The sequence below is a fragment of the Thauera chlorobenzoica genome (assembly GCF_001922305.1).
Taxonomy (GTDB): Bacteria; Pseudomonadota; Gammaproteobacteria; order Burkholderiales; family Rhodocyclaceae; genus Thauera; species Thauera chlorobenzoica.
In genome coordinates, this window is sequence record NZ_CP018839.1 from 3,497,814 (window position 1) to 3,518,927 (window position 21,114).

Genomic DNA, 21,114 nt, shown 5'->3' on the forward strand with positions numbered 1-21,114 from the left:
CGCATGATCGCGCCGGGCGCGTTGAAAGACATTGGAAACGCAGTGCTACAGCGGGGGCGACGCATCCACCCGCGCCCCGTCCCCGCCTTCGACGTAGCCACTACCGGCGCCCCCGCGGCTTGGCTGCTCCGCGACGCCTGGCGGCTCCCAACCGACTTTTCAAGCACCGCATTATAGCGCTGCGACCGCCCTGCAATGCCAGAAGTAAAAACAGATTTCACTATATGAAAAAAGACAGCAGATAAAAGATAGAAGACACACAACCCCGATCACGGTCGCACAGCCCTCACACGGCACTGCCTGGCCTTGCACGGCAGCACGGCAGCACGGCAGTGCACGCTGGCCAGCCCGGCCCTGCAGTGCGAAACTTAAAGAAGTCTTCGGCCCACGGTCGCGAACAGTCGCCCGCCGTGGGCGGCAGAGCGAGCCCGGGAGGCAAGACCGATGAATGCGTTGTCCGCAGAAAACCCGGTTGCCCGGGCGATCGCCCAGGCCCTGGTCGAAGGCTTCGACAAGCATTACCGGATCTTTCGCGAGACCTCCCGACGCGCCAAGGAGCTGTTCGAGGCCGCGGCGTGGCAAAGTCAGCTCGACGCGGTGCGCGAACGCGTCCAGTTCTACGACAGCCGGGTCGACGAGACGGTCCTCCGCCTGCACCGCGAATTCGGCGCCGACTCCCTCGACGACGCCACCTGGCAGCAGGCCAAGCTCCGCTTCATCGGCATGCTGATCAACCACCGCCAGCCCGAGCTGGCGGAGACTTTCTTCAATTCGGTCACCACCAAGATCCTGCACCGCAGCTATTTCAACAACGACTACATCTTCGCCCGCCCGGCAATCTCGACCGAGTTCATCGAGTCCTACCCACCGGTGTATTCCAGCTACTACCCCCGGGACGGCGGGCTGCGCGCCACGGTCAGGCGTATCGTCGAGGATTTCGACTGGCAGCGCCCGTTCGAAGGCCTCGACCGCGATGTGGATTACGTGTTGCGCGCCACCCGCGCCCACCTCGGCGCCTGGCCGAAGATGGAGGTCAATTGCCAGATCCAGGTGCTGTACTCGGCCTTTTACCGCAACAAGACGGCGTACATCATCGGCAAGGCGATCAACAGCTACCAGGAATACCCCTTCGCCCTCGCCGTACGCCACAACGAGAAGGGCTTGCTCTATCTCGACACCCTCCTGCTCGATCCATGGCGGATCTCGGTGCTGTTCTCCCTGTCGCGGGCGTACTTCATGGTGGACATGGAGGTGCCCTCGGGCTACGTCCAGTTCCTGCGCTCGATCATCCCCAGCAAGCCGCGCTCGGAGCTATACACCATGCTAGGTCTGGGCAAGCAGGGCAAGACGATGTTCTTCCGCGACCTGCTCGCCCATCTGCGCCACTCGAACGACCCGTTCATCGTCGCTCCCGGCATCCGCGGCATGGTGATGCTGGTGTTCACGCTGCCGTCCTACCCCTATGTGTTCAAGGTCATCAAGGACGTGTTCGGCAGTGCGAAGAACACCGACCGCGCCACCGTCCAGCGCAAGTACCTGATGGTCAAGCACGTCGACCGCGTCGGACGGATGGCCGACACGCTCGAGTTTTCCTGCGCCGCGCTGCCGCTGTCGCGCTTCCACCCCGAGCTGCTGGAGGAACTGCGCCGTCTGGCACCGTCTGCGTTCGAGATCGACGGCGATATGCTCGTCATCAGGCACCTCTACATCGAGCGCCGCATGACCCCGCTCAACCTCTACCTGGAACAGGCCGACGAGGCCGAGACCGAACGGGCGGTGATCGAGTACGGCAACGCCATCCGCGAGCTGGCAAGCGCCAACATCTTCCCCGGCGACATGCTGTGGAAAAATTTCGGCATCACGCGCTATGGCCGCGTGGTGTTCTACGACTACGACGAGATCGAGTACATGACCGACGTGAACTTCCGCCGGATCCCGCCCGCCCCTCACGAAGAAATGGAACTGTCGGGCGAGCCCTGGTATTCGGTCGGGCCGATGGATGTGTTTCCGGAGGAGTTCGCCACCTTCCTGCTCGGCATGCCGCGGGTGCGCAAGGCTTTCCTCGCGCATCACCGGGAACTGCTCGAGCCCGCGTTCTGGCAGCGGACGCAGCAGCGGATCCGCGACGGCTACGTCGAGGACTTCTACCCTTACCCGACCGAGCTCCGCTTCTGCAGGTTGTTTGCAGAAGCGGCCCCGCGGGCCGGATCGAAACCCCGCGCCGGCTGAGGGCGGACGCGGACACGAAATTCCCCTGCAGCGCCGCCAGGGCAGGTCGGGGCCTGGCGCGCGACCGTGCCGAGCGCCCGACTTCCCGTTCCGCCCCCCGTCACCAGCCCAGCTCCAGCATCCACGGCCCCTCGCCGGCCGCAAGAGCCTTGCGTACGTAGTCGATGGTGGCCTCTGGCAATGCGCCCGGAGCGTGCCAGGCCAGGCGGTCGCACTTGTCGGGTTCGAGGATCGCGGGCTCGCCTTCGAAGCGGCGGGCACGCACGAAGAAATCGATACGGTTGGTATCCGAGCGCCGATGCACCACGCCCATCCAGGCGAGATCGCGCTCCTCCACCCGCAGGCCGAGTTCCTCGCGCACTTCACGCTGCGCCGCGGACAGCACCGACTCGTCCGCTTCGACGTGCCCACCCGGCAGGCTGTACATGCCGTCGAAGAACCCCGTCCCCGCCCGGCGCATCAGCAGCAGCAGCCCCTCGCGCTCGCACAGCACATGCACGCCGGTGGGGATGCCCGCGTGCCGCATCAATGCTTGCCGGTACTGCCGAAGCCGTCCGCGCCGCGCGCGCTGGCATCGAACGCCTCGACCAGGTTGAAGCCGACCTGCAGCACCGGCACCACGACCAGCTGCGCGATCCGCTCCATCGGCTGGATCGTGAAGCTCGCCCGCCCGCGGTTCCACACCGAGACGAAGATCTGCCCCTGGTAGTCGGAGTCGATCAGGCCGACGAGGTTACCCAGCACGATGCCGTGCTTGTGCCCCAGCCCCGAACGCGGCAGCACCATCGCCGCCAGCCCGGGGTCGGCGAGATGGATCGCCAGCCCGCTCGGCACCAGCGTGGTTTCGCCCGGGTGCAGCGTGATCGGCCCCGGCAGGCAGGCGCGCAGATCGAGCCCCGCCGCCCCCTCGGTGGCATAGGCCGGCGGATGGGTCTTCAGGCGCTCGTCGAGCAGCTTCACATCGATTCGGTGCATCTCGGTTCTCCCTCGCCTGCCGCGCAAGCTCTGCGGCGACAGGCGCATTGTGCCGTTCCCGCCGGTGCCCTGCGGCACCGGCGCCTCAACGCCCGGACTGCGCGAGCAACGCCGCGAGGTGGGTGACGATCGCGCGCGCCACCTCCGCCTTCGGCGCGCGCGCCAGCGGGTGCCGGCCGGCATCGTCGTAGAGGACGACGGTGTTGTCCTCGCCGCCCATGCCGTCACCGATCAGGTTGCCCACCACCATCGGCAGGCGCTTGCTCCGTCGCTTGCCTTCGGCATAGGTGTCGAGGTCACGGCTCTCCGCCGCGAACCCGACGCAGAACGGCGCATCGGCACGCGCCGCCACTTCGGCCAGAATGTCCGGGTTCGGCACCAGGGACAAGCTCAGCGCATCGCCGCTTTTCTTGATCTTATGCTCCGCCACGTCCTGCACCCGGTAATCGGCCACCGCCGCCACGCCAATGAACACGTCGGCGCCGGGCAAGGCCTCGGCCACCGCCGCGCGCATCTGCAGCGCACTGACGACCGCCACACAGCACACCTGCGCCGGCACCGACAGGCTCACCGGCCCACTGACCAGCACCACTTCGGCGCCGGCCTGGGCGCAGGCGCGCGCCAGCGCGTAGCCCATCTTCCCCGAACTGGTGTTGGTGATCCCGCGCACCGGGTCGATCGCCTCGAAGGTCGGCCCGGCGGTCAGCACGACCTTGCGTCCGGCCAGCAGCTTCGGCGCGAAGAACCCTTCGAGGTGCTCCAGAATGCCTTCGGCCTCGAGCATCCGCCCCATCCCGGTCTCGCCGCAGGCCTGTTCGCCGGCTGCGGGGTTGAAGACGGTGACCCCGTCGCTGCGGATCAGTGCCATGTTGCGCTGCGTCGGCGGCGACTCCCACATCTGCCGGTTCATCGCGGGCGCGACGATCAGCGGCGCATCGCGCGCCAGGCACAGCGTGCTCAGCAGGTCGTCGGCCAGACCGTGGGCGAGACGGGCGATGAAATCCGCCGTCGCCGGCGCCACCAGGATCGCATCGGCGTTCCGCCCGAGATCGATGTGCGCCATGTTGTTCGCCACGCGCGCGTCCCAGAGGTCGGACCACACCGGGTTGCCGGACAGCGCCTGGAACGTCACCGGGGTCACGAAACGCGCCCCGGCGGCGGTCAGCACCACGTGCACATCGGCACCGGCCTTGCCCAGCAGGCGGACGAGCTCGGCCGCCTTGTAGGCCGCGATCCCTCCCGAAACGCCAAGTATGATCTTCCTGCCATGCAGAATATTCATGCCATTCGCCTATACTTTATGCATCGCGAGAACACATACACGCCCTCCCGCTCCCTGTCCAACCCACTCCGTGGAGGCTCCGGCCCATGGCAATCACCGACTGGCCCGAAAACGAACGCCCGCGCGAAAAGCTGCTCGCACGCGGCGCCGCTGCCCTTTCCGACGCCGAACTGCTGGCGATCTTCCTGCGCGTGGGCGTGCGCGGAATGAGCGCGGTCGACCTCGCCCGTAGCCTGATCACCCGTTTCGGCAGTCTCACCCGGATGTGCAGCGCGCATGCGGGCGACTTCACCGCGGTGCCAGGCATGGGGCTGGCGAAGTATGCCCAACTGCAGGCAGCGATGGAACTGGCGCGGCGCGCGCTGACCGAGACCCTGGGCGAGCGCACCCTCTTCGACTCGCCTCAGGTCGTGCGCGACTGGTTGCGCCTGCGCCTGGGCCATCTGCCGCACGAAACCTTCTGCGTGATGCTGCTCGACGCCCGCCATTGCCTGATCGAAGCCATCGACCTTTTCCGTGGCACCCTCACCCAGACCAGCGTCTACCCTCGCGAAGTGGTCAAGATCGCGCTTTCCCACAACGCCGCCGCCGTGATCTTCGCCCACAACCATCCCTCGGGAGCCGCCGAACCCAGCAGCGCGGACGAACTGCTGACGAGAACGCTGAAGGACGCCCTCGGCCTCGTCGACATCCGGGTCCTTGATCATTTTGTCGTCCCCGCCCACGGCGCACCGGTTTCGTTCGCCGAGCGCGGCCTTCTGTAAGCCCCCCGCAGCGCACGCAGGGCTTGCCTTCCGATGGCAGATTGAATTATCCTCTTGCGTTTTCCGCAATCCGAATTCCCTGGAGCATTGTATGGCTCGCGTCTGCCAAGTGACCGGTAAAGCACCGATGGTGGGAAATAACGTTTCCCACGCAAACAACAAAACCAAGCGCCGCTTCCTGCCCAACCTGCAGAATCGCCGCTTCTGGAGCGAAAGCGAAAACCGCTGGATCCGGCTGCGCGTATCCAATGCTGCGCTGCGCACGATCGACAAGAAAGGCATCGACGTCGTCGTTGCCGAGCTTCGCGCCCGCGGCGAGAAGCTGTAAGCCACCGAACTGAACGGAGAAGGCCATGGCCAAGGGCATTCGCGAAAAGATCAAGCTGGAATCAACCGCCGGCACGGGTCATTTCTACACCACCACCAAGAACAAGCGCACCACCCCGGGAAAGCTCGAGTTCAACAAGTACGACCCCGTTGCCCGCAAGCACGTGCCGTACAAGGAAATCAAGCTCAAGTAACCCCGAATCACCGCCGCACCCCGCCGGCGTCGGCCTACGACGCTGGCGTAAGCCGCCGGCAGGACCGGGCAGCACTCCAGAAAGCATAAAGGCCATCCCATCGATGGCCTTTATGCTTTCTGCGTCCCGCCTGCCATTCCGTGACGGAACAGCGAAACCGGGACGCCTCCCTTCATTCAAGCGCGCTGAATATTGGAAGCCTGCTTGCCCTTGGGACCCTGGGTCACGTCGAAGGACACCTTGTCGCCTTCCTTCAGACTCTTGAAACCGCTCATGTTGATGGCGGAAAAATGTGCGAACAGGTCCTCGCTTCCATCATCGGGAGTGATGAAGCCGAAACCCTTGGAATCGTTGAACCACTTCACGGTACCAGTTGCCATATTGCTCAAATCCCTCAAGGTTACTTTTCGTGACCTTCCCGGCGCGCCGGAATCGGTCCCAGTAGCGGCGCCGGCAGTGGCTTGAACAGCCTCCGTAAACCCCAGGGATCAAGCTCGGGCCTGCGCACGCCTTAGCTTTTACGCATTCGCCCGGGCACCGTCAACGACCTTGCCGCGCATTCGCATATTGCATTGCGCCATAATTCATCATCAAGACCGCGTTGCGCACTTGCGTTTGCTCCTGTTTTTCAGACGATTTCGCCATTTGCTGCGCAGCACAACAAGCATCTCCGGTGTTGTATTTCCTCCCACTGAATACCCGCAAAAAAACGCTGCGCCGCGGATCGCCCGCTGCTTTCATGGCGCTGTTGCACTCTGCTTCGGCTCCATTAGAATGAGTTCCATGGGCACCCGGAAACAAGACCAACTCGTACTCGACGCAAGGCGGACGCGCGCCGTACCGCCACCGCTGTACAAAGTGCTGCTGCTCAACGACGACTACACTCCGATGGATTTCGTCATCGTTGTGCTGCAGAAATATTTCGGCATGGACCGCGAACGGGCCACACGCGTGATGCTCCAAGTCCATAGAGAGGGGATGGGGGTATGCGGAACCTTCCCGCGGGACATCGCCACGACCAAGGTCGAGCAGGTCGCCTCGTTTGCTCGTCAGCATCAACATCCGCTGGCATGCGTGATGGAGGAAAACTAAATGATCGCGCAAGAGCTTGAAGTCAGCCTGCACATGGCATTTGTCGAGGCGCGGCAGAAGCGCCACGAATTCATCACCGTGGAGCATTTGCTGCTGGCACTGCTGGATAACCCGTCGGCCGCCGAAGTGCTGCGCGCCTGCGCCGCCAATCTTGATGAACTTCGTCGCGAACTGAGCAGTTTCATCGATGAGCACACCCCGCGCATCGAAGGCACGGACGACATCGACACCCAGCCCACGCTGGGCTTCCAGCGCGTCATCCAGCGGGCGATCCTGCACGTCCAGTCTTCGGGCAAGAAGGAGGTCACCGGTGCAAACGTGCTGGTGGCGATCTTCGGCGAGAAAGACTCGCATGCGGTTTATTTCCTGCAACGGCAGAACATCTCCCGCCTCGATGTCGTCAACTTCATCTCCCACGGCATTGCCAAGGCACCGCCCCAGAATGCCGGCCAGCCGGGCCATGGCGAGGGCGAGCAGGCCGAACCCGAACAGGAGGACAAGCAGGCCGGCGGTGCGCTCGACAGCTACACGCAGAACCTCAACCAGCAGGCCCTGGTCGGCAAGATCGACCCCTTGATCGGGCGCGAGAAGGAAGTCGAGCGCGTGATCCAGACCCTGTGCCGGCGGCGCAAGAACAACCCCTTGCTGGTCGGCGAAGCCGGCGTGGGCAAGACCGCCATCGCCGAAGGGCTCGCACGCCGGATCGTCGAGGGCCATGTACCGGAAATTCTCGAAAACGCGCAGGTGTTCGCCCTCGACATGGGCGCCCTGCTCGCCGGCACCAAGTATCGCGGTGACTTCGAGCAGCGTCTGAAGGCCGTTCTGAAGCAGCTCATCGAGAACCCCAACGCGATCCTGTTCATCGATGAAATCCACACCTTGATCGGTGCCGGCGCCGCCTCGGGCGGCACGCTCGATGCATCCAACCTGCTCAAGCCGGCGTTGTCGTCCGGTCAGCTGAAGTGCATCGGCGCAACCACCTACAACGAGTTCCGCCAGATCTTCGAGAAGGATCACGCGCTGTCGCGCCGCTTCCAGAAGATCGACGTGGTCGAACCCTCGGTGGCCGAAACGGTGGAAATCCTCAAGGGACTCAAGAGCCGCTTCGAGGAGCACCATGGCATCAAGTATTCCAGTTCGGCGCTGTCGAGCGCGGCCGAGCTGTCGGCGAAGTACATCAACGATCGCCACCTCCCCGACAAGGCAATCGACGTCATCGACGAGGCCGGCGCAGCCCAGCGCATCCTGCCCAAGTCGCGGCAGAAGAAGACCATCGGCAAGAACGAGATCGAGGAGATCGTCGCCAAGATCGCGCGCATCCCGCCCCGGACGGTATCGAACGACGACAAGACCGCATTGAAGACGCTCGAGCGCGATCTGAAGAATGTGGTCTTCGGCCAGAACGCCGCTATCGACGCCCTCGCCAAGGCGATCAAGATGTCGCGCTCCGGCCTGGGCAATCCGCAAAAGCCGATCGGCTCCTTCCTGTTCTCCGGTCCGACCGGCGTCGGCAAAACCGAAGTCGCCCGCCAGCTCGCCTACACGCTGGGCATCGAACTGGTCCGCTTCGACATGTCGGAGTACATGGAGCGCCATGCCGTCAGCCGGCTCATCGGCGCACCTCCGGGCTATGTCGGCTTCGACCAGGGCGGCCTGCTGACCGAGCAGATCACCAAGAAGCCGCACTGCGTGCTGCTGCTCGACGAAATCGAGAAAGCGCACCCGGACATCTACAACATCCTGCTGCAGGTGATGGATCACGGCACGCTGACCGACAACAACGGCAGGCAGGCCGATTTCCGCAACGTGATCCTGATCATGACCACCAACGCCGGCGCGGAGACGATGCAGAAGTCGGTGATCGGTTTCTCGGCCAAGCGCGAGACCGGCGACGAAATGGCCGACATCAAGCGCCTGTTCACGCCCGAGTTCCGCAACCGCCTGGACGCGATGATCTCGTTCAAGGCACTCGACAACGACGTCATCCTGCGCGTGGTCGACAAGTTCCTGATGCAGCTCGAGGCCCAGTTGCACGAGAAGAAGGTGGACGCCCACTTCACCGACGAGCTCAAGGCCTGGCTGGCCGAAAAAGGCTTCGATCCGCTGATGGGCGCGCGCCCAATGGCGCGCCTGATCCAGGACACCATCCGCGCTGCGCTGGCCGACGAGCTGCTGTTCGGCCGGCTTGCCAGCGGCGGCAAGGTCACCATCGATCTCGACGACAACGACAAGGTGAAGCTGCTTTTCGAGGAAACCGAAGCGACACCGGCCTGAGCCCCCGCCGGCAAAGCCCCCGCCCATTCGGGCACTGAACGGCATGCACCTTCCAGGGGTGCGTGCCGTCTTTCTGTCTGTTGGCGCCGTCCCGCACCCTGCCCCCTCTTGCCCCCTGCCCATAGCCGTCGTTTATCATGCGCGCTGGTCGCGACCCCGCGTCCGCCCCCGATCAAGACAGGAGCATGCATGAACATCCAGACAGCCGATCTGTGCGACGCCCATGAGGGCAAGCTTGCCGTCGTCGCCCCGATGTTTGCCAGTTATGGCGGACGCAGCGCCTTCGGCGGACCGATCACCACGCTGAAACTTTTCGAGGACAACTCCCTTGTGCGCAAGGTCCTCGAAGGCCCGGGCGCCGGCCGCGTCCTGGTGATCGATGGCGGCGCCTCGATGCGCTGCGCCCTGGTTGGCGACCAGCTCGCCGAACTGGCGGTGAACAACGGCTGGGCGGGCATCCTCGTCTATGGCTGCATCCGTGACTCGAAAGCGATCGGCGAAATGAACCTGGGCGTCTTCGCCCTCGGCACCCACCCGCGCAAGACCGTCAAGCGCAACATCGGCGAAATCGACCTCGTAGTCAGTTTCGGGGGAGTGAGCTTCCATCCGGGGCACTACGTCTATGCCGACGAAGACGGCGTCGTCGTTTCCGCATCGGCCCTGCTTTGACCTCCGCGACGCCTGCCGACCACCCGCCTGCGGGTCGGCAGGCCGCTTGCAGACTGCCCGAATTTATTTCACAAAGCTCGACGGCGTTTCATTTCGTGAAATTCGAGCCTCAAACAGCTGTTTTTAAAGCGCAAGATTTTTTCTTATGTCTTATATAAGACATATTGCTGCGAAGCGGGATGCCTCCTATACTTCCTACCCATCTGCAGCGTGTCTTCCCCTTAAACATCGTTGCAGCAGGAACACCGCGGCGAAGCCCGCATCGGCCGCGATGGTTGAACCCTCCGTACTGACAAGGAAGCATCATGACCCTGACCCGCGAACAGCAAATCGCCGCCCTGGAAAAAGACTGGGCTGAAAACCCCCGTTGGAAAGGCGTCAAGCGCGGCTACTCCGCTGCCGACGTCGTTCGCCTGCGCGGCAGCCTGCAGCCCGAACACACCCTGGCCCAGCGTGGCGCGCAGAAGCTGTGGGAAAAGGTCAACGGCGGCGCCAAGAAAGGCTACGTGAACGCCTTCGGCGCGATCACCGCCGGTCAGGCGATGCAACAGGCCAAGGCCGGCCTGGAAGCCGTGTATCTGTCGGGCTGGCAGGTCGCCGCCGACGGCAACACCTCCGAGACCATGTACCCCGACCAGTCGCTGTACGCCTACGACTCGGTGCCGACCATGGTTCGCCGCATCAACAACACCTTCAAGCGCGCCGATGAAATCCAGTGGGGGCGCGGCATCAACCCGGGCGACAAGGAATTCGTCGACTACTTCCTGCCGATCGTGGCCGACGCGGAAGCCGGTTTCGGCGGCGTGCTGAACGCCTTCGAACTGATGAAGAACATGATCGCCGCCGGCGCCGCCGGGGTGCACTTCGAAGATCAGCTGGCTGCGGTGAAGAAGTGCGGCCACATGGGTGGCAAGGTCCTGGTCCCGACCCAGGAAGCGTGCGAAAAGCTGATCGCTGCCCGCTTCGCTGCCGACGTGATGGGCGTGCCGACCCTGATCCTGGCCCGTACCGATGCCGAAGCCGCCAACCTGCTGACCTCGGACCACGACGCCAACGACAAGCCCTTCTGCACCGGTGAGCGCACCCAGGAAGGCTTCTACCGCGTCAAGAACGGCCTCGAGCAAGCCATCAGCCGCGGCATCGCCTACGCGCCCTACGCCGACCTGGTGTGGTGCGAAACCGGCACCCCGGACCTCGGCTTCGCCCGCGAATTCGCCCAGGCCGTGCTCGCCGCCTGCCCGGGCAAGCTGCTGTCGTACAACTGCTCACCGTCGTTCAACTGGAAGAAGAACCTGGACGACAAGACCATCGCCAAGTTCCAGGATGAACTCTCGGCGCTGGGCTACAAGTACCAGTTCATCACCCTGGCCGGCATCCACGTCAACTGGTTCAACACCTTCAAGTTCGCCCACGCCTACGCCCGCGGCGAAGGCATGAAGCACTACGTCGAGATGGTGCAGGAACCGGAATTCGCCGCCCGCGAGCAGGGTTACACCTTCGTGTCGCACCAGCAGGAAGTCGGCGCCGGCTACTTCGACGACGTCACCACCGTGATCCAGGGCGGCTCGTCCTCGGTGAAGGCGCTGACCGGTTCGACCGAAGAAGAGCAGTTCCACTGAGAACCGTAGCGGCGGCGCTGCTGCCGCACAATCGGGCCGGCAAGGAGTTCCCTCCTGCCGGCACGCGAAAAGCCGACACTCGATTCAGGGTGTCGGCTTTTTCATTGTCGCTTTCCCCTATCGTTTCCGTCGGAAGACGAGGAAAACGGTTGCGACAGGCAGCCTCCGCCCGGAAAATCAAAAGCACCACGCAAACCGGCCCGCCCAGTGGCAGTCTGCAGAAGAAGAGACAGGAAGAGGGGGAAGAACACGATGGGTTGGGCTCGCCGGTTATTTCCCATATTCGCCAGCACCTTCCTCGTCGCAGCGTACGCCGGAACGGCCCGGCTCCAGCCCCCTTCCGGCGAAACCCAGGCCCCGGCCATTGAAATCCGCCATACCGAAGTCCGGCAAGACAAGATCAGCCCCCAGAGCCGGCTGCTGATAGCGACAAACCTCGATCGACGGCTGGGCGATGACCGCTTCGCACAGCTTGCGCGCACACTTTCCGAGCAGCTGAAAAAATTCGGTGTGGAATCGGCACTCGTTCCCCTCGACATGGCGGGCGCGGCCGGACAGAGCGCTCTGCGCAGTGAGGCGGAAAAGCTCGGGAGCCCCTATCTGCTGACCATGATCGGTGGCCCGGATTTCGTGCTGCAGGGCCATGGCCCCCTGAGCCAGCATCAGGTGATCGCCAATCTCTTCGAGTTCTCGACCGCCAGACCGCTCTGGGCGAGCCTTCTCCAGTACACCCGTCGTGGCGAAAAATTGCCGCAGGACGAGCAGGCAGCGGCATTGATGACGACCCTTGTCGGCGAGTTGCAGAAAATCGGCCTCTTCGCCGATCAAGCCCAGTCCGGCATGCCGGCCGTAATCGCATCATCCCGGCCCGCTACCCCTGCCGCACCGCCTCCCCTCGCTCCCACGCTCCATGAGCCAGCCCGGCCGGCCCAGCAGGAGACGGCGGGCGTGAACCAAACGATCACGCTCCCGGTCAGGCGCAGCAACGCGAACGCGGTGGCAGAACCACTCCGGCTGCACATCCGCTCGATCGGCGAAATCGCGGAGATCCTGCTCGAGGCCGGCGCCCCCCTGCCCGTCAGGCACATGGTGCTCAAGGCGCCGGACCGTCTGGTGCTGGACCTCGAAGGCATCGAACTCGAACGCAGCGCCCGACCCTACGAGACAAGAGCGGCACCGGACCATCCGCTTGTCGAGCGGGTACGTGCCGGCCAGAATCGCCCACGGGTGTTGCGGATCGTGCTCGAACTGAAGCACCCCGTCACCGCCCGGCCACGGACGCTGCCCGCAGCATTCCCCCGCACGGCGCTGGTGGCGATCGAACTCGGCTTATCCGCGACTCCCGCAGAATAAGGGGCCAAGCGTCGCTGCCTTCCCGGTGGAAAGCGGCCGACGCCGGCCTGTCGCTCAATTACATTCCACGCCCGTCGCGTGCGCCGCCCCGCTCATGGCGCATGCCGTGCCCCGATTTGCCGCCTGGACCGAAGGACTTGAACTCGGCATCGAACACGGTTTTTTGCGCATCACCCAGCGTGGCGTAGAACGTTTCCACCGACTTGCGCGCACCGGCCATCTCCGACTGGCGCAGCGCGCCCATCTCCTCCATGCGCTGCATGCGCTCGACCGCCGTCTGCGGCGCCCCGGCACTGCGGCGCTCGGCCATCTGTGCGGCCATGCGCTCGGCGCGCGTCGTCATGTCGGCCTTGAACGTGGCGAAAGCCGGTTTCTGCTCCGGGCTCAGCGCCAGCGCCAGTTCCAGCCGCGCCAGGTGCAGTTCGGCGCGCTCGGCCATTTTCGCCTTCATCTGTTCGGGCTCCATCTGCGACCATCCGGCCTTCCCACCGCGCATGCCATCGCAGTGGCCGCCCCATGCCAGCGCAGCCGTCGTCCCGAGGGCGCCAGCAGTAATGACGGCAGCAGCGATCGAAGTCTTGATCCAGGTTTTCATGATCCATCTCCTTCCAGGTCGATAATCGGTGTAGCCCATGTCTTCGGGCGACGGACCCATTACAGCACCCGGATGTAAGCGGGATTTATCGGCAGACTCCGCTTTTGCAGCGCAATGTCTCGGCCCCCCGCCCGGATACGCTGGGATACAAAGGCGCTACCCTCACCCCTTAAGATGGGCGCCATGGAGAACGACCGATGAGCCAGCAAGACCACATCCTGATCGTCGACGACGACCGCGAGATCCGCCACCTGCTCGCCGATTACCTCGAAAAACAGGGGCTGCGGTGCACGGCCGTGGCCGATGGGCGGGAGATGAAGGGCGCGCTCGAGCAACACCGCATCGACCTCATCGTGCTCGACGTGATGATGCCAGGCGACGACGGCCTGACCCTGTGCCGCAACTTGCGCGCCAGCGGCCGCGCCTATGCCGACACTCCGATCCTGATGCTGACCGCACGGGGCGAGGACATGGACCGCATCCTCGGCCTGGAGATGGGGGCTGACGACTATCTGGCGAAACCTTTCGTGCCGCGCGAACTGTATGCGCGCATCCGTGCCGTGCTGCGCCGCACCCGGGCGCTGCCCCCCAACCTGAATGCAGCGCCTCCGGCCAATGCCCGCGAACTGCGCTTCTCCCACTGGCGGCTGGACACCGTCAATCGCCACCTGATCGATGCCGACGGTACCGTCGTGGCGCTATCCGGTGCCGAGTACCGGATCCTCAGCGTATTCCTGTCCCATCCGCAAAAGGTGCTGTCGCGCGACCAGCTGATGGAACTGACCCAGGGGCGCGAAGCCGACGTTTTCGATCGCTCGATCGACCTGCTCGTCAGTCGCGTGCGCCAGCGCCTCGGCGACAGCGCACGCGAACCGACGATCATCAAGACGGTGCGCAACGAAGGCTACGTCCTGGCCGCGGAAGTGACTGCGACCGGAACCCGCCCGGAAGTCGGCCGATGAGCCTACCGTGGCCGCGCAGCCTGTTTGCCCGCCTGATCCTGATCTGGCTGGTCGGCATCACTTTGGTGCTGGCGGTGAGCCTGGCGCTGTTCCTCGGCGAGCGCGAGCGCATCGGCCGCAGCGCGCTGTTCGAGGGCGTGGCACAGGAGATTGCCGCCGCCGCCGACCTGCTCGACCGGATGTCGCCACCGGAGCGAGAACGCTGGATCGACGAATTCGGCCGCCGCCGCCTGCGCCTGAGCTTGAAGCCCTTGCGCGACGGCTTGCGTGCGCTCGGCGCAGAGCACCCGCTCCATACTGCCTTGCGCAACGCGATGCCCGCCCGCCCGTTCACCCTCTTCATTCATCCCCACAATGGCCGGCCGCATCCGGTGCTGCTGATCTCCTTGCAACTTGCCGACGGCACCCGCGTACAGGTCCGCCTCCCCGACATCGCGCCGATGCCGCCGATCCGCCCCCCCCAGCCCGAACGCCTGTTTGCCGCACTGGCCGCGCTGATCCTCGGCGTCGGTTTGCTCACCTGGATCGCGGTGCGCCTGGCGACCCGGCCGCTGTCGCGCATGGCAGCGGCCGCCCGTGCGCTGGGCGAGGACCCTGGTCGGGCACCGATGGACGCCCACGGCCCGACCGAAGTCGCCCAGGCCGCCGCCGCCTTCAATCAGATGCAGCAGCGCATCCAGGAGCACGTGACCGAGCGCACCCGCATCCTGGCAGCGATCTCGCACGATCTGCAGACACCGCTCACCCGCCTGCGCCTGCGCGCCGAACTGGTCGATGACGTGACCTTGCGCAGCCGCATTCAGTCCGATCTGGATGCCATGCAGGGGCTGGTGAAGGAAGGGCTCGCCTACGCCCGCAGCCTCGACGAACGCGCACCGCCCCAGCCGATCGAACTCGTCCAGCTGCTGCAGGCGCTGGCCGAAGACGCGCGCGACATGGGATGGACGGTACGCGTGCACGGCGCACTCTCCCAGGCCCGCGTCGACGGCACCCCCTCGGCACTGCGCCGGGCGCTGTGGAACCTGATCGAAAACGGGATCAAGTTCGGCGGCGAAGTCGATATCGAGCTGTCGGCGACCGCCACCGGCTTCGAGATCCACATCCGCGACCACGGCCCGGGGCTGCCCGAGGCAGAGCTGGAAAAGGTGTTCGAGCCGTTCTATCGCACCGAAGCATCGCGCAACCGCGAGACCGGCGGCACCGGCCTCGGCCTCGCGATCGCCCGCAACCTGCTGCGCAGCCAGCATGGCGAAGTCAGTCTGCGCTCCCTTCCACAGGGCGGGCTGGAGGCGCGCGTGACCCTCGATACGCACCGCTCCCATCCCGGCAGATAACGAACGGCCGGGCATCCGGCGATACCGGCCCCCAAGGGAGCGGCGATGTGGTGTCTGCAGCATTCGCGCAGCCGGCGCAGGCGCGCGCCGAACCCGCCGGCGATTGAGCGGGAAACCCGGCAGGGCTATAGTTGTCTCATCCCGCGCCACTTCACGGAGGCTGTCATGATCAGTACCGAACACACCGACCGACTGGCTGCGATCACTGTTTTCGGCGAATTCACGCTGGCCGACTACAAGGAATTCGAGGAACTGGTCAATTACAAGATCCAGTTCAACGGTGCCCTCGACCTGCTATTCGATCTGCGCGAAATGGCCGGTTTCACCCTCGACGTGGCATGGGAGGAAATCAAGTTCTCCCGCCAGCATGCGCACGATTTCCGCCGCATCGCCGTCCTCACCGAAGATCAGTGGCTGACCTGGAGCGCCTGGGTTTCACAGTTTTTCGTCGATGCCGAGGTGCGTGTCTTCAACGACGAAAGCGAAGCGCGCAGCTGGCTTGCTGCGGGCGAAGCCCCCCAGGCCGTGCCGTGAGCGCATCCTACGCGACGCTGATCGGGGCGACCGATCTGGCGCAGCGCATCCGCGACCCGGACTGGGTGGTTTGCGACTGCCGCTTCGATCTCACCGACCCGGATTTCGGCTACCAGGCCTACCTCACCGGCCATCTGGCGGGGGCCCACTTCCTCGATCTCGACGAAGATCTGTCGGGAGCGAAAAACGGCACCAACGGACGCCACCCGCTTCCCGACCCCGCCCGCCTGGCCGCCTGCCTGGCCACCTGCGGGATCGGCAACCACAGCCAGGTCGTCGCCTACGACGATGCCTGCGGGATGTTCGCTTCCCGCCTGTGGTGGCTGATGCGTTGGCTCGGTCACCGTCGCGTCGCCGTGCTCGACGGCGGACTGCAAACCTGGATCAGCTGCGGACAAGCCCTCGACAACGAACGACCCGAGCCTCGTCCGAACACGTACAGTCTGGCGCTGCGCTCCGACCGGGTGGAAGTCGACTACGTCCTCGAACATCTCGGCCACCCCGACATGCTGCTCATCGACGCCCGCAGCCCCGACCGCTTCCGCGGCGAAAACGAAGTCCTCGACCCGGTCGGCGGGCACATTCCCGGCGCGATCAACCGCCATTACCGCGACAACCTCGACGAACACGGCTGCTTCAAGCAAGCCTCGGTACTGCGGGAAGAATTCGGCACGCTGCTGCAGGGACGCAGCCCACGCACGGTCGTGCACCAGTGCGGCTCGGGCGTCACCGCGTGCGCCAACGTGCTGGCGATGGAGACTGCCGGCCTGACCGGCTCCCGGCTCTATGCAGGCTCGTGGAGCGAGTGGTGCGCCGATCCGAAGCGGCCGGTCGCCCGCGGCGCGGGCTGAAATCACCTCCCGGAGTCCGTCGCTCCGGCCGGCGCCCTTCCCGCTACCAGTCGACTTTTTCGACCGTGCCGAGCGAGCGCCCCAGAAAACGCTCCCCGATCGTCTGAAACCGCAAAGGCACATCGCTGACCACGAAGCGGTAATCAGCCGCCCCGCCCGTGGCGCGGGCGAGTCCGGCCTGCTGCAAGTGCCGCGCAGCCAGTTCGGCAATGGTGAGCGCCGAGTCGATCATCCGCACGCGCGGCCCGGCCACGTCCCGCAGCAAGGGCTTGAGCAGGGGGTAATGAGTGCAGCCCAGCACCAGGCTGTCGACCTCCTCGGCGAGCACGGGGCGCAGGTACTCCTGCGCCGTCAGGCGGGTGACCTGATGCTCGAGCCAGCCCTCCTCCACCAGCGGCACGAACAGGGGGCAGGCCTGCGAATACACCTGCACCGACGGGTCGAGCTCATGCATCCGCCGGGCGTAGGCGTTGCTGTTGATCGTCGTCGGCGTGCCGATCACGCCCACGCGGCGCCCCGCGGAATGGGCCACTGCGGCGCGGGCACCGGCTTCGATCACGTCGAGCACCGGGATGTCGGCGGCCAGCCGGTGCACGACTTCGGCCGCCACCGCTGCCATCGTGTTGCAGGCGATGACCAGCATCTTGACTTCGCGCTGGAGCAGGAACTCGGTGATCTGCGCGGTGAAGTGCTCGATGGTGGCGACCGATTTCACGCCGTAAGGCACGCGCGCCGTATCACCGAAATAGATGATGCTCTCCAGCGGCAGACGCTCCATCAGCGCCCGTACCACAGTGAGCCCGCCGACCCCGGAGTCGAACACCCCGATCGGGCGCATCGCCGCCGACCCGCTCAACACGGCCTCCGGGACACACCACCACCACCGCCCTCACTCGAGGCAAGGCTCAAGACAGCACCACCGCAGCGAACTTGCGCTTGCCCACCTGCAGCACCACGGTCGCGCCGGCCGACAGCAGCAAGCCCTTGTCCTCGACGCGCTCGCCGTTCAGGCGTACCCCGCCCTGCTCGACCATGCGCATCGCCTCGGAAGTGGTGCCGGTCAGCCCGGCCTGCTTGAGCACCTGGAACAGCGGCAGCCCGGCCTCCCCGACATCGACCCGGACTTCGGGCAGATCGTCGGGAATCGCATTGCGCTGGAAGCGCGCCTCGAAATCCGCCAGCGCTTCCTCGGCGGCGGCCGCGCCATGAAAGCGTGTGACGAATTCCTGCGCCAGCATGACTTTGACATCGCGCGGATTGCGCCCGCCTTCGACCTCGCGGCGCAGCGCGGCGATTTCCGCGCTGGAGCGGAACGACAGCAGCTCGTAGTAACGCCACATCAGGGTATCGGACACCGACATCGTCTTGCCGAAGATCTCTTTCGCCGGCTCGGCGATGCCGATGTAGTTGCCCAGCGATTTCGACATCTTGTTGATCCCGTCCAGCCCTTCGAGCAGCGGCACCATCACCACGCACTGCGGCTCCTGCCCGTAGTGCTTCTGCAATTCGCGCCCCATCAGCAGGTTGAAGCGCTGGTCCGTTCCGCCCAGCTCGACATCGGCCCGCATCGCCACCGAGTCATAGCCCTGGCACAACGGGTAGAGGAACTCGTGGATCGCGATCGGCTGGTTGTTGCCGTAGCGCTTGGCGAAATCGTCGCGCTCGAGCATCCGCGCCACGGTCTGCTGCGCGGCCAGCCGGATCATTCCCGCCGCCCCCAGCCCTTCCATCCACGTCGAGTTGAAGCAGATCTCGGTCTTTTCCGGGTCGAGGATCTTGAACACCTGCTCCTGGTAGGTCTTCGCGTTGTCCAGGATCTGCTCGCGCGACAACGGCGGGCGCGTGCTGTTCTTGCCGCTCGGGTCGCCGATCATGCCGGTGAAGTCGCCGATCAGGAACAGCACCTGATGGCCGAGCTCCTGGAAGTGGCGCAGCTTGTTGATCAGCACGGTGTGTCCCAGGTGGAGGTCGGGCGCGGTCGGATCGAAGCCGGCCTTCACCCGCAGCGGACGGCCGCGTTTCAGTTTTTCGACCAGTTCGGCCTCGATCAGCAGGGCATCGGTGCCGCGCTTGATCAGCTCGATCGCAGCCTGAACATCACTCATTGAATTTCTCCAAAAATACCTTCCCGAACAAGTCGATTACTTTGCTACACTCGCGGAAATTTTTTGCCTATTCAAGCCTACCGTGTCCATGAAGGCCAGAAAGACCCGAATTCTAGCCGATCTACCGGCCCGACTCCTCACCCGCCCACGCAACTGGTTCTTCGGCGGGGTGGCCGGCGCGTCCTTGCTCGGAGTCGTCGCCGCCACTGCGGTCGCGCCCGGCATGAGCACTGCGGACATCCCGTTTGCGCGCGTCGTCGAAACCTTGCCGGTACCAGCGCTCGTTCCCGAACCCGCGCATGACCTGCCGTTCGTGCATAGCGATCGAATTCAGCCGGGCGACACCCTGCAGTCGATTTCGCGCCGTGTCGGCATCCACGATGCCGAAGCGCTCGACATGCTGTCGAGTTCGGAGCAGGGCCGCCAGGCCCTGCGCCAGCTGCGCGCCGGACGCTCGGTGACCGCTGTCGTCCATGCCGACGGGCGCATCGCATCATTCAGCCTGCCGCTCGGCAACACCGGCCGGCAGCTTGTCGTCGAACGTGGGGACAAGGGCCTGGCGCTGCACGAGGCGGACGACAGTGCGCAGCTGACGATGATCGAAATGCGCTCCGGCACGATCTCCAACTCCTTGTTCGGCGCCACCGACGCGGCCGGCGTGCCCGACAGCGTCGCCAATCAGTTGGTCGAACTGTTCGGTACCACGATCGATTTCCATACCGATCTGCGCAGTGAAGATCGCTTCAACGTGATCTACGAGTCGATCCACGCAGACGGCAATCCGGTTCGCGCTGGCCGCATTCTCGCCGCCGAGTTCATCAACAACGGAACGCGCCATGCGGTCGTGCTCTACCGCGGCCCCAGCGGCAAGGACCAATACTACACGGATGATGGCCGCAGCCTGCGCCAGGGCTTCCTGCGTTCCCCGCTGGAGTTTTCCCGGGTCAGCTCGAGCTTCGGGCGGCGCCTGCACCCCATCCATCGAAGCTGGCGCAAGCACAACGGCACCGACTTTGCCGCACCACGCGGGACGCCGGTAAAGGCCACTTCCGACGGTACGGTTGATTTCGCCGGAACGCAGAACGGCTATGGCAAGATCGTCATCCTCAAGCACCGCAACAACATCGCCACCGCTTACGCTCATCTGAACGGTTTCGCTGGCGGCTTGCGCAAGGGGCAGGCCATCAGCCAGGGAGAGCTCATCGGCTACGTGGGCTCCACCGGCTGGGCCACAGGGCCGCACCTGCACTACGAAGTGCGCATCAACAACGTCGCAAAGGACCCGATGACCGTGGCCCTGCCCATGGCCGATGCCTTGAGTCCTCGCGAACTCGCCGCATTCCGCCAGGAAACCGCGCCCCTGCGCGAGCGCTTCGCCCTCCTCAATTACGAGCTTGCCAGCGCAAACTGAGCCTCCTCCGCATGTGGCGCACCGGCACAAACTGCACGTGCGCGGCGGATGCAGTAAAGACAACGGGCGCCGCGGCGCCCGTTGTCTTTACTGCTGCTGAAGCTCCGGTGCCGGACAGACCGGCGCCGGCGGCAAGGACTCAGACCGAAAAGGACGAACCGCAACCGCAGGTGCTGGTTGCATTCGGATTGCGGATCACGAACTGAGAACCTTCCAGACCTTCCGTGTAGTCGATTTCAGCACCGAGAAGATACTGGTAACTCATCGAGTCGATCAGCAGCATCACGCCATTCTTCTCGTAAGTCGTATCGTCCTCGTTGACCTCCTCATCGAAGGTGAATCCGTACTGGAAGCCCGAGCAACCGCCACCCGACACGAAGACACGCAGCTTGAGATCGGGATTGCCTTCTTCCTCGATCAGCTCGCGAACCTTGTTCGCCGCACTATCGGTGAAGACCAGGATGTCGGGGGTTTCAACTTCTGCGCTCATGTTTTCTCCTCTGTTGGGGCGATGGTGCGAATGATGCGCCCTTCGCCGCCCCGC

23 protein-coding genes are annotated in these 21,114 nt (G+C 64.7%); 14 read left to right on the forward strand and 9 right to left on the reverse strand.

Translation table 11 applies throughout. From position 1 onward, the window contains the following. The first annotated feature begins 444 nt into the window (after nucleotides 1-444). Entirely contained in the window at nucleotides 445-2,229 is a 1,785-nt protein-coding gene (gene aceK / locus Tchl_RS16325; protein WP_075149293.1) for a bifunctional isocitrate dehydrogenase kinase/phosphatase, read from the forward strand. 100 nt (nucleotides 2,230-2,329) lie between these two features. Here the strand turns inward: aceK and Tchl_RS16330 are convergent, their stop codons facing one another. From Tchl_RS16330 to coaBC, 3 genes are all read right to left on the reverse strand, one after another. After that, on the reverse strand, nucleotides 2,330-2,755 hold the full coding sequence (locus Tchl_RS16330) for an NUDIX hydrolase (protein WP_075149294.1): 426 nt from the start codon (nucleotides 2,753-2,755) through the stop codon (nucleotides 2,330-2,332). Beyond that, nucleotides 2,755-3,204 (reverse strand): dUTP diphosphatase, encoded by a 450-nt coding sequence (dut, locus tag Tchl_RS16335; protein ID WP_075149295.1) that lies wholly within the window; start codon nucleotides 3,202-3,204, stop codon nucleotides 2,755-2,757. The genes Tchl_RS16330 and dut overlap by 1 nt, the downstream gene beginning before the upstream one ends. Before the next feature lie 85 nt (nucleotides 3,205-3,289). After that, nucleotides 3,290-4,486 carry a bifunctional phosphopantothenoylcysteine decarboxylase/phosphopantothenate--cysteine ligase CoaBC gene (gene coaBC / locus Tchl_RS16340; protein WP_075149296.1) on the reverse strand — a complete coding sequence of 399 codons (1,197 nt, stop codon included), beginning with the start codon at nucleotides 4,484-4,486 and terminating at the stop codon, nucleotides 3,290-3,292. An 86-nt stretch (nucleotides 4,487-4,572) separates the two neighbouring features. Here coaBC and radC point away from each other — a divergent pair, with 86 nt between their 5' ends. The 3 genes from radC to rpmG all read left to right on the forward strand — a co-directional run bounded on the left by radC (nucleotide 4,573) and on the right by rpmG (nucleotide 5,771). Then, complete coding sequence (gene radC, locus Tchl_RS16345; protein ID WP_075149297.1) at nucleotides 4,573-5,250, forward strand: RadC family protein; 678 nt, start codon at nucleotides 4,573-4,575, stop codon at nucleotides 5,248-5,250. A gap of 91 nt (nucleotides 5,251-5,341) precedes the next feature. Continuing rightward, nucleotides 5,342-5,578, forward strand: coding sequence for a 50S ribosomal protein L28 (gene rpmB / locus Tchl_RS16350; protein WP_075149298.1), 237 nt, complete (start codon nucleotides 5,342-5,344; stop codon nucleotides 5,576-5,578). A 25-nt stretch (nucleotides 5,579-5,603) separates the two neighbouring features. Further along, nucleotides 5,604-5,771 (forward strand): 50S ribosomal protein L33, encoded by a 168-nt coding sequence (gene rpmG, locus Tchl_RS16355; RefSeq protein WP_075149299.1) that lies wholly within the window; start codon nucleotides 5,604-5,606, stop codon nucleotides 5,769-5,771. 176 nt (nucleotides 5,772-5,947) lie between these two features. On the opposite strand, the gene Tchl_RS16360 is transcribed toward rpmG, so the two are convergent. Both Tchl_RS16360 and Tchl_RS17860 read right to left on the reverse strand, forming a co-directional pair. Further along, nucleotides 5,948-6,151, reverse strand: coding sequence for a cold-shock protein (locus tag Tchl_RS16360; protein ID WP_075149300.1), 204 nt, complete (start codon nucleotides 6,149-6,151; stop codon nucleotides 5,948-5,950). A 160-nt stretch (nucleotides 6,152-6,311) separates the two neighbouring features. Next, a complete protein-coding gene (locus Tchl_RS17860; protein ID WP_146060737.1) occupies nucleotides 6,312-6,512 on the reverse strand; it encodes a hypothetical protein in 201 nt (66 codons plus the stop codon). Between the two features lie 42 nt (nucleotides 6,513-6,554). Here Tchl_RS17860 and clpS point away from each other — a divergent pair, with 42 nt between their 5' ends. From clpS to Tchl_RS16385, 5 genes are all read left to right on the forward strand, one after another. Beyond that, entirely contained in the window at nucleotides 6,555-6,863 is a 309-nt protein-coding gene (clpS, locus tag Tchl_RS16365) for an ATP-dependent Clp protease adapter ClpS (RefSeq protein ID WP_075149301.1), read from the forward strand. Next, on the forward strand, nucleotides 6,864-9,137 hold the full coding sequence (gene clpA / locus Tchl_RS16370; protein ID WP_075149302.1) for an ATP-dependent Clp protease ATP-binding subunit ClpA: 2,274 nt from the start codon (nucleotides 6,864-6,866) through the stop codon (nucleotides 9,135-9,137). A 189-nt stretch (nucleotides 9,138-9,326) separates the two neighbouring features. Next, entirely contained in the window at nucleotides 9,327-9,806 is a 480-nt protein-coding gene (rraA, locus tag Tchl_RS16375) for a ribonuclease E activity regulator RraA (protein ID WP_075149303.1), read from the forward strand. A gap of 305 nt (nucleotides 9,807-10,111) precedes the next feature. Further along, nucleotides 10,112-11,425 carry an isocitrate lyase gene (aceA, locus tag Tchl_RS16380; RefSeq protein ID WP_075149304.1) on the forward strand — a complete coding sequence of 438 codons (1,314 nt, stop codon included), beginning with the start codon at nucleotides 10,112-10,114 and terminating at the stop codon, nucleotides 11,423-11,425. A gap of 252 nt (nucleotides 11,426-11,677) precedes the next feature. Then, complete coding sequence (locus Tchl_RS16385) at nucleotides 11,678-12,778, forward strand: AMIN domain-containing protein (protein ID WP_075149305.1); 1,101 nt, start codon at nucleotides 11,678-11,680, stop codon at nucleotides 12,776-12,778. 58 nt (nucleotides 12,779-12,836) lie between these two features. Here the strand turns inward: Tchl_RS16385 and Tchl_RS16390 are convergent, their stop codons facing one another. Continuing rightward, nucleotides 12,837-13,373 carry a Spy/CpxP family protein refolding chaperone gene (locus Tchl_RS16390; RefSeq protein WP_075149306.1) on the reverse strand — a complete coding sequence of 179 codons (537 nt, stop codon included), beginning with the start codon at nucleotides 13,371-13,373 and terminating at the stop codon, nucleotides 12,837-12,839. 197 nt (nucleotides 13,374-13,570) lie between these two features. Between Tchl_RS16390 and Tchl_RS16395 the strand changes: the two genes are divergently transcribed. From Tchl_RS16395 to Tchl_RS16410, 4 genes are all read left to right on the forward strand, one after another. Continuing rightward, nucleotides 13,571-14,335 carry a response regulator gene (locus Tchl_RS16395; RefSeq protein WP_075149307.1) on the forward strand — a complete coding sequence of 255 codons (765 nt, stop codon included), beginning with the start codon at nucleotides 13,571-13,573 and terminating at the stop codon, nucleotides 14,333-14,335. Beyond that, nucleotides 14,332-15,669 (forward strand): ATP-binding protein, encoded by a 1,338-nt coding sequence (locus tag Tchl_RS16400; RefSeq protein ID WP_075149308.1) that lies wholly within the window; start codon nucleotides 14,332-14,334, stop codon nucleotides 15,667-15,669. The genes Tchl_RS16395 and Tchl_RS16400 overlap by 4 nt, the downstream gene beginning before the upstream one ends. Nucleotides 15,670-15,834: 165 nt before the next feature. Continuing rightward, nucleotides 15,835-16,203, forward strand: coding sequence for a SpoIIAA family protein (locus Tchl_RS16405; protein ID WP_075149309.1), 369 nt, complete (start codon nucleotides 15,835-15,837; stop codon nucleotides 16,201-16,203). Further along, nucleotides 16,200-17,054 (forward strand): sulfurtransferase, encoded by an 855-nt coding sequence (locus Tchl_RS16410; protein WP_075149310.1) that lies wholly within the window; start codon nucleotides 16,200-16,202, stop codon nucleotides 17,052-17,054. Before Tchl_RS16405 ends, Tchl_RS16410 begins: the two co-directional genes overlap by 4 nt. Before the next feature lie 43 nt (nucleotides 17,055-17,097). Here Tchl_RS16410 and murI read toward each other — a convergent pair whose 3' ends face one another. Together murI and tyrS are read right to left on the reverse strand one after the other, a co-directional pair. Continuing rightward, the gene (murI, locus tag Tchl_RS16415; protein ID WP_075149311.1) at nucleotides 17,098-17,892 is read right to left on the reverse strand and encodes a glutamate racemase; all 795 of its coding nucleotides are present in this window, start codon (nucleotides 17,890-17,892) and stop codon (nucleotides 17,098-17,100) included. A 67-nt stretch (nucleotides 17,893-17,959) separates the two neighbouring features. Then, on the reverse strand, nucleotides 17,960-19,159 hold the full coding sequence (gene tyrS / locus Tchl_RS16420; protein ID WP_075149312.1) for a tyrosine--tRNA ligase: 1,200 nt from the start codon (nucleotides 19,157-19,159) through the stop codon (nucleotides 17,960-17,962). 88 nt (nucleotides 19,160-19,247) lie between these two features. On the opposite strand from tyrS, the gene Tchl_RS16425 reads away from it, so the two are divergent. Then, complete coding sequence (locus tag Tchl_RS16425) at nucleotides 19,248-20,570, forward strand: M23 family metallopeptidase (protein ID WP_075149313.1); 1,323 nt, start codon at nucleotides 19,248-19,250, stop codon at nucleotides 20,568-20,570. A gap of 139 nt (nucleotides 20,571-20,709) precedes the next feature. Here the strand turns inward: Tchl_RS16425 and erpA are convergent, their stop codons facing one another. Further along, complete coding sequence (gene erpA, locus Tchl_RS16430) at nucleotides 20,710-21,060, reverse strand: iron-sulfur cluster insertion protein ErpA (RefSeq protein WP_075149314.1); 351 nt, start codon at nucleotides 21,058-21,060, stop codon at nucleotides 20,710-20,712. Nucleotides 21,061-21,114 lie beyond the last annotated feature (54 nt).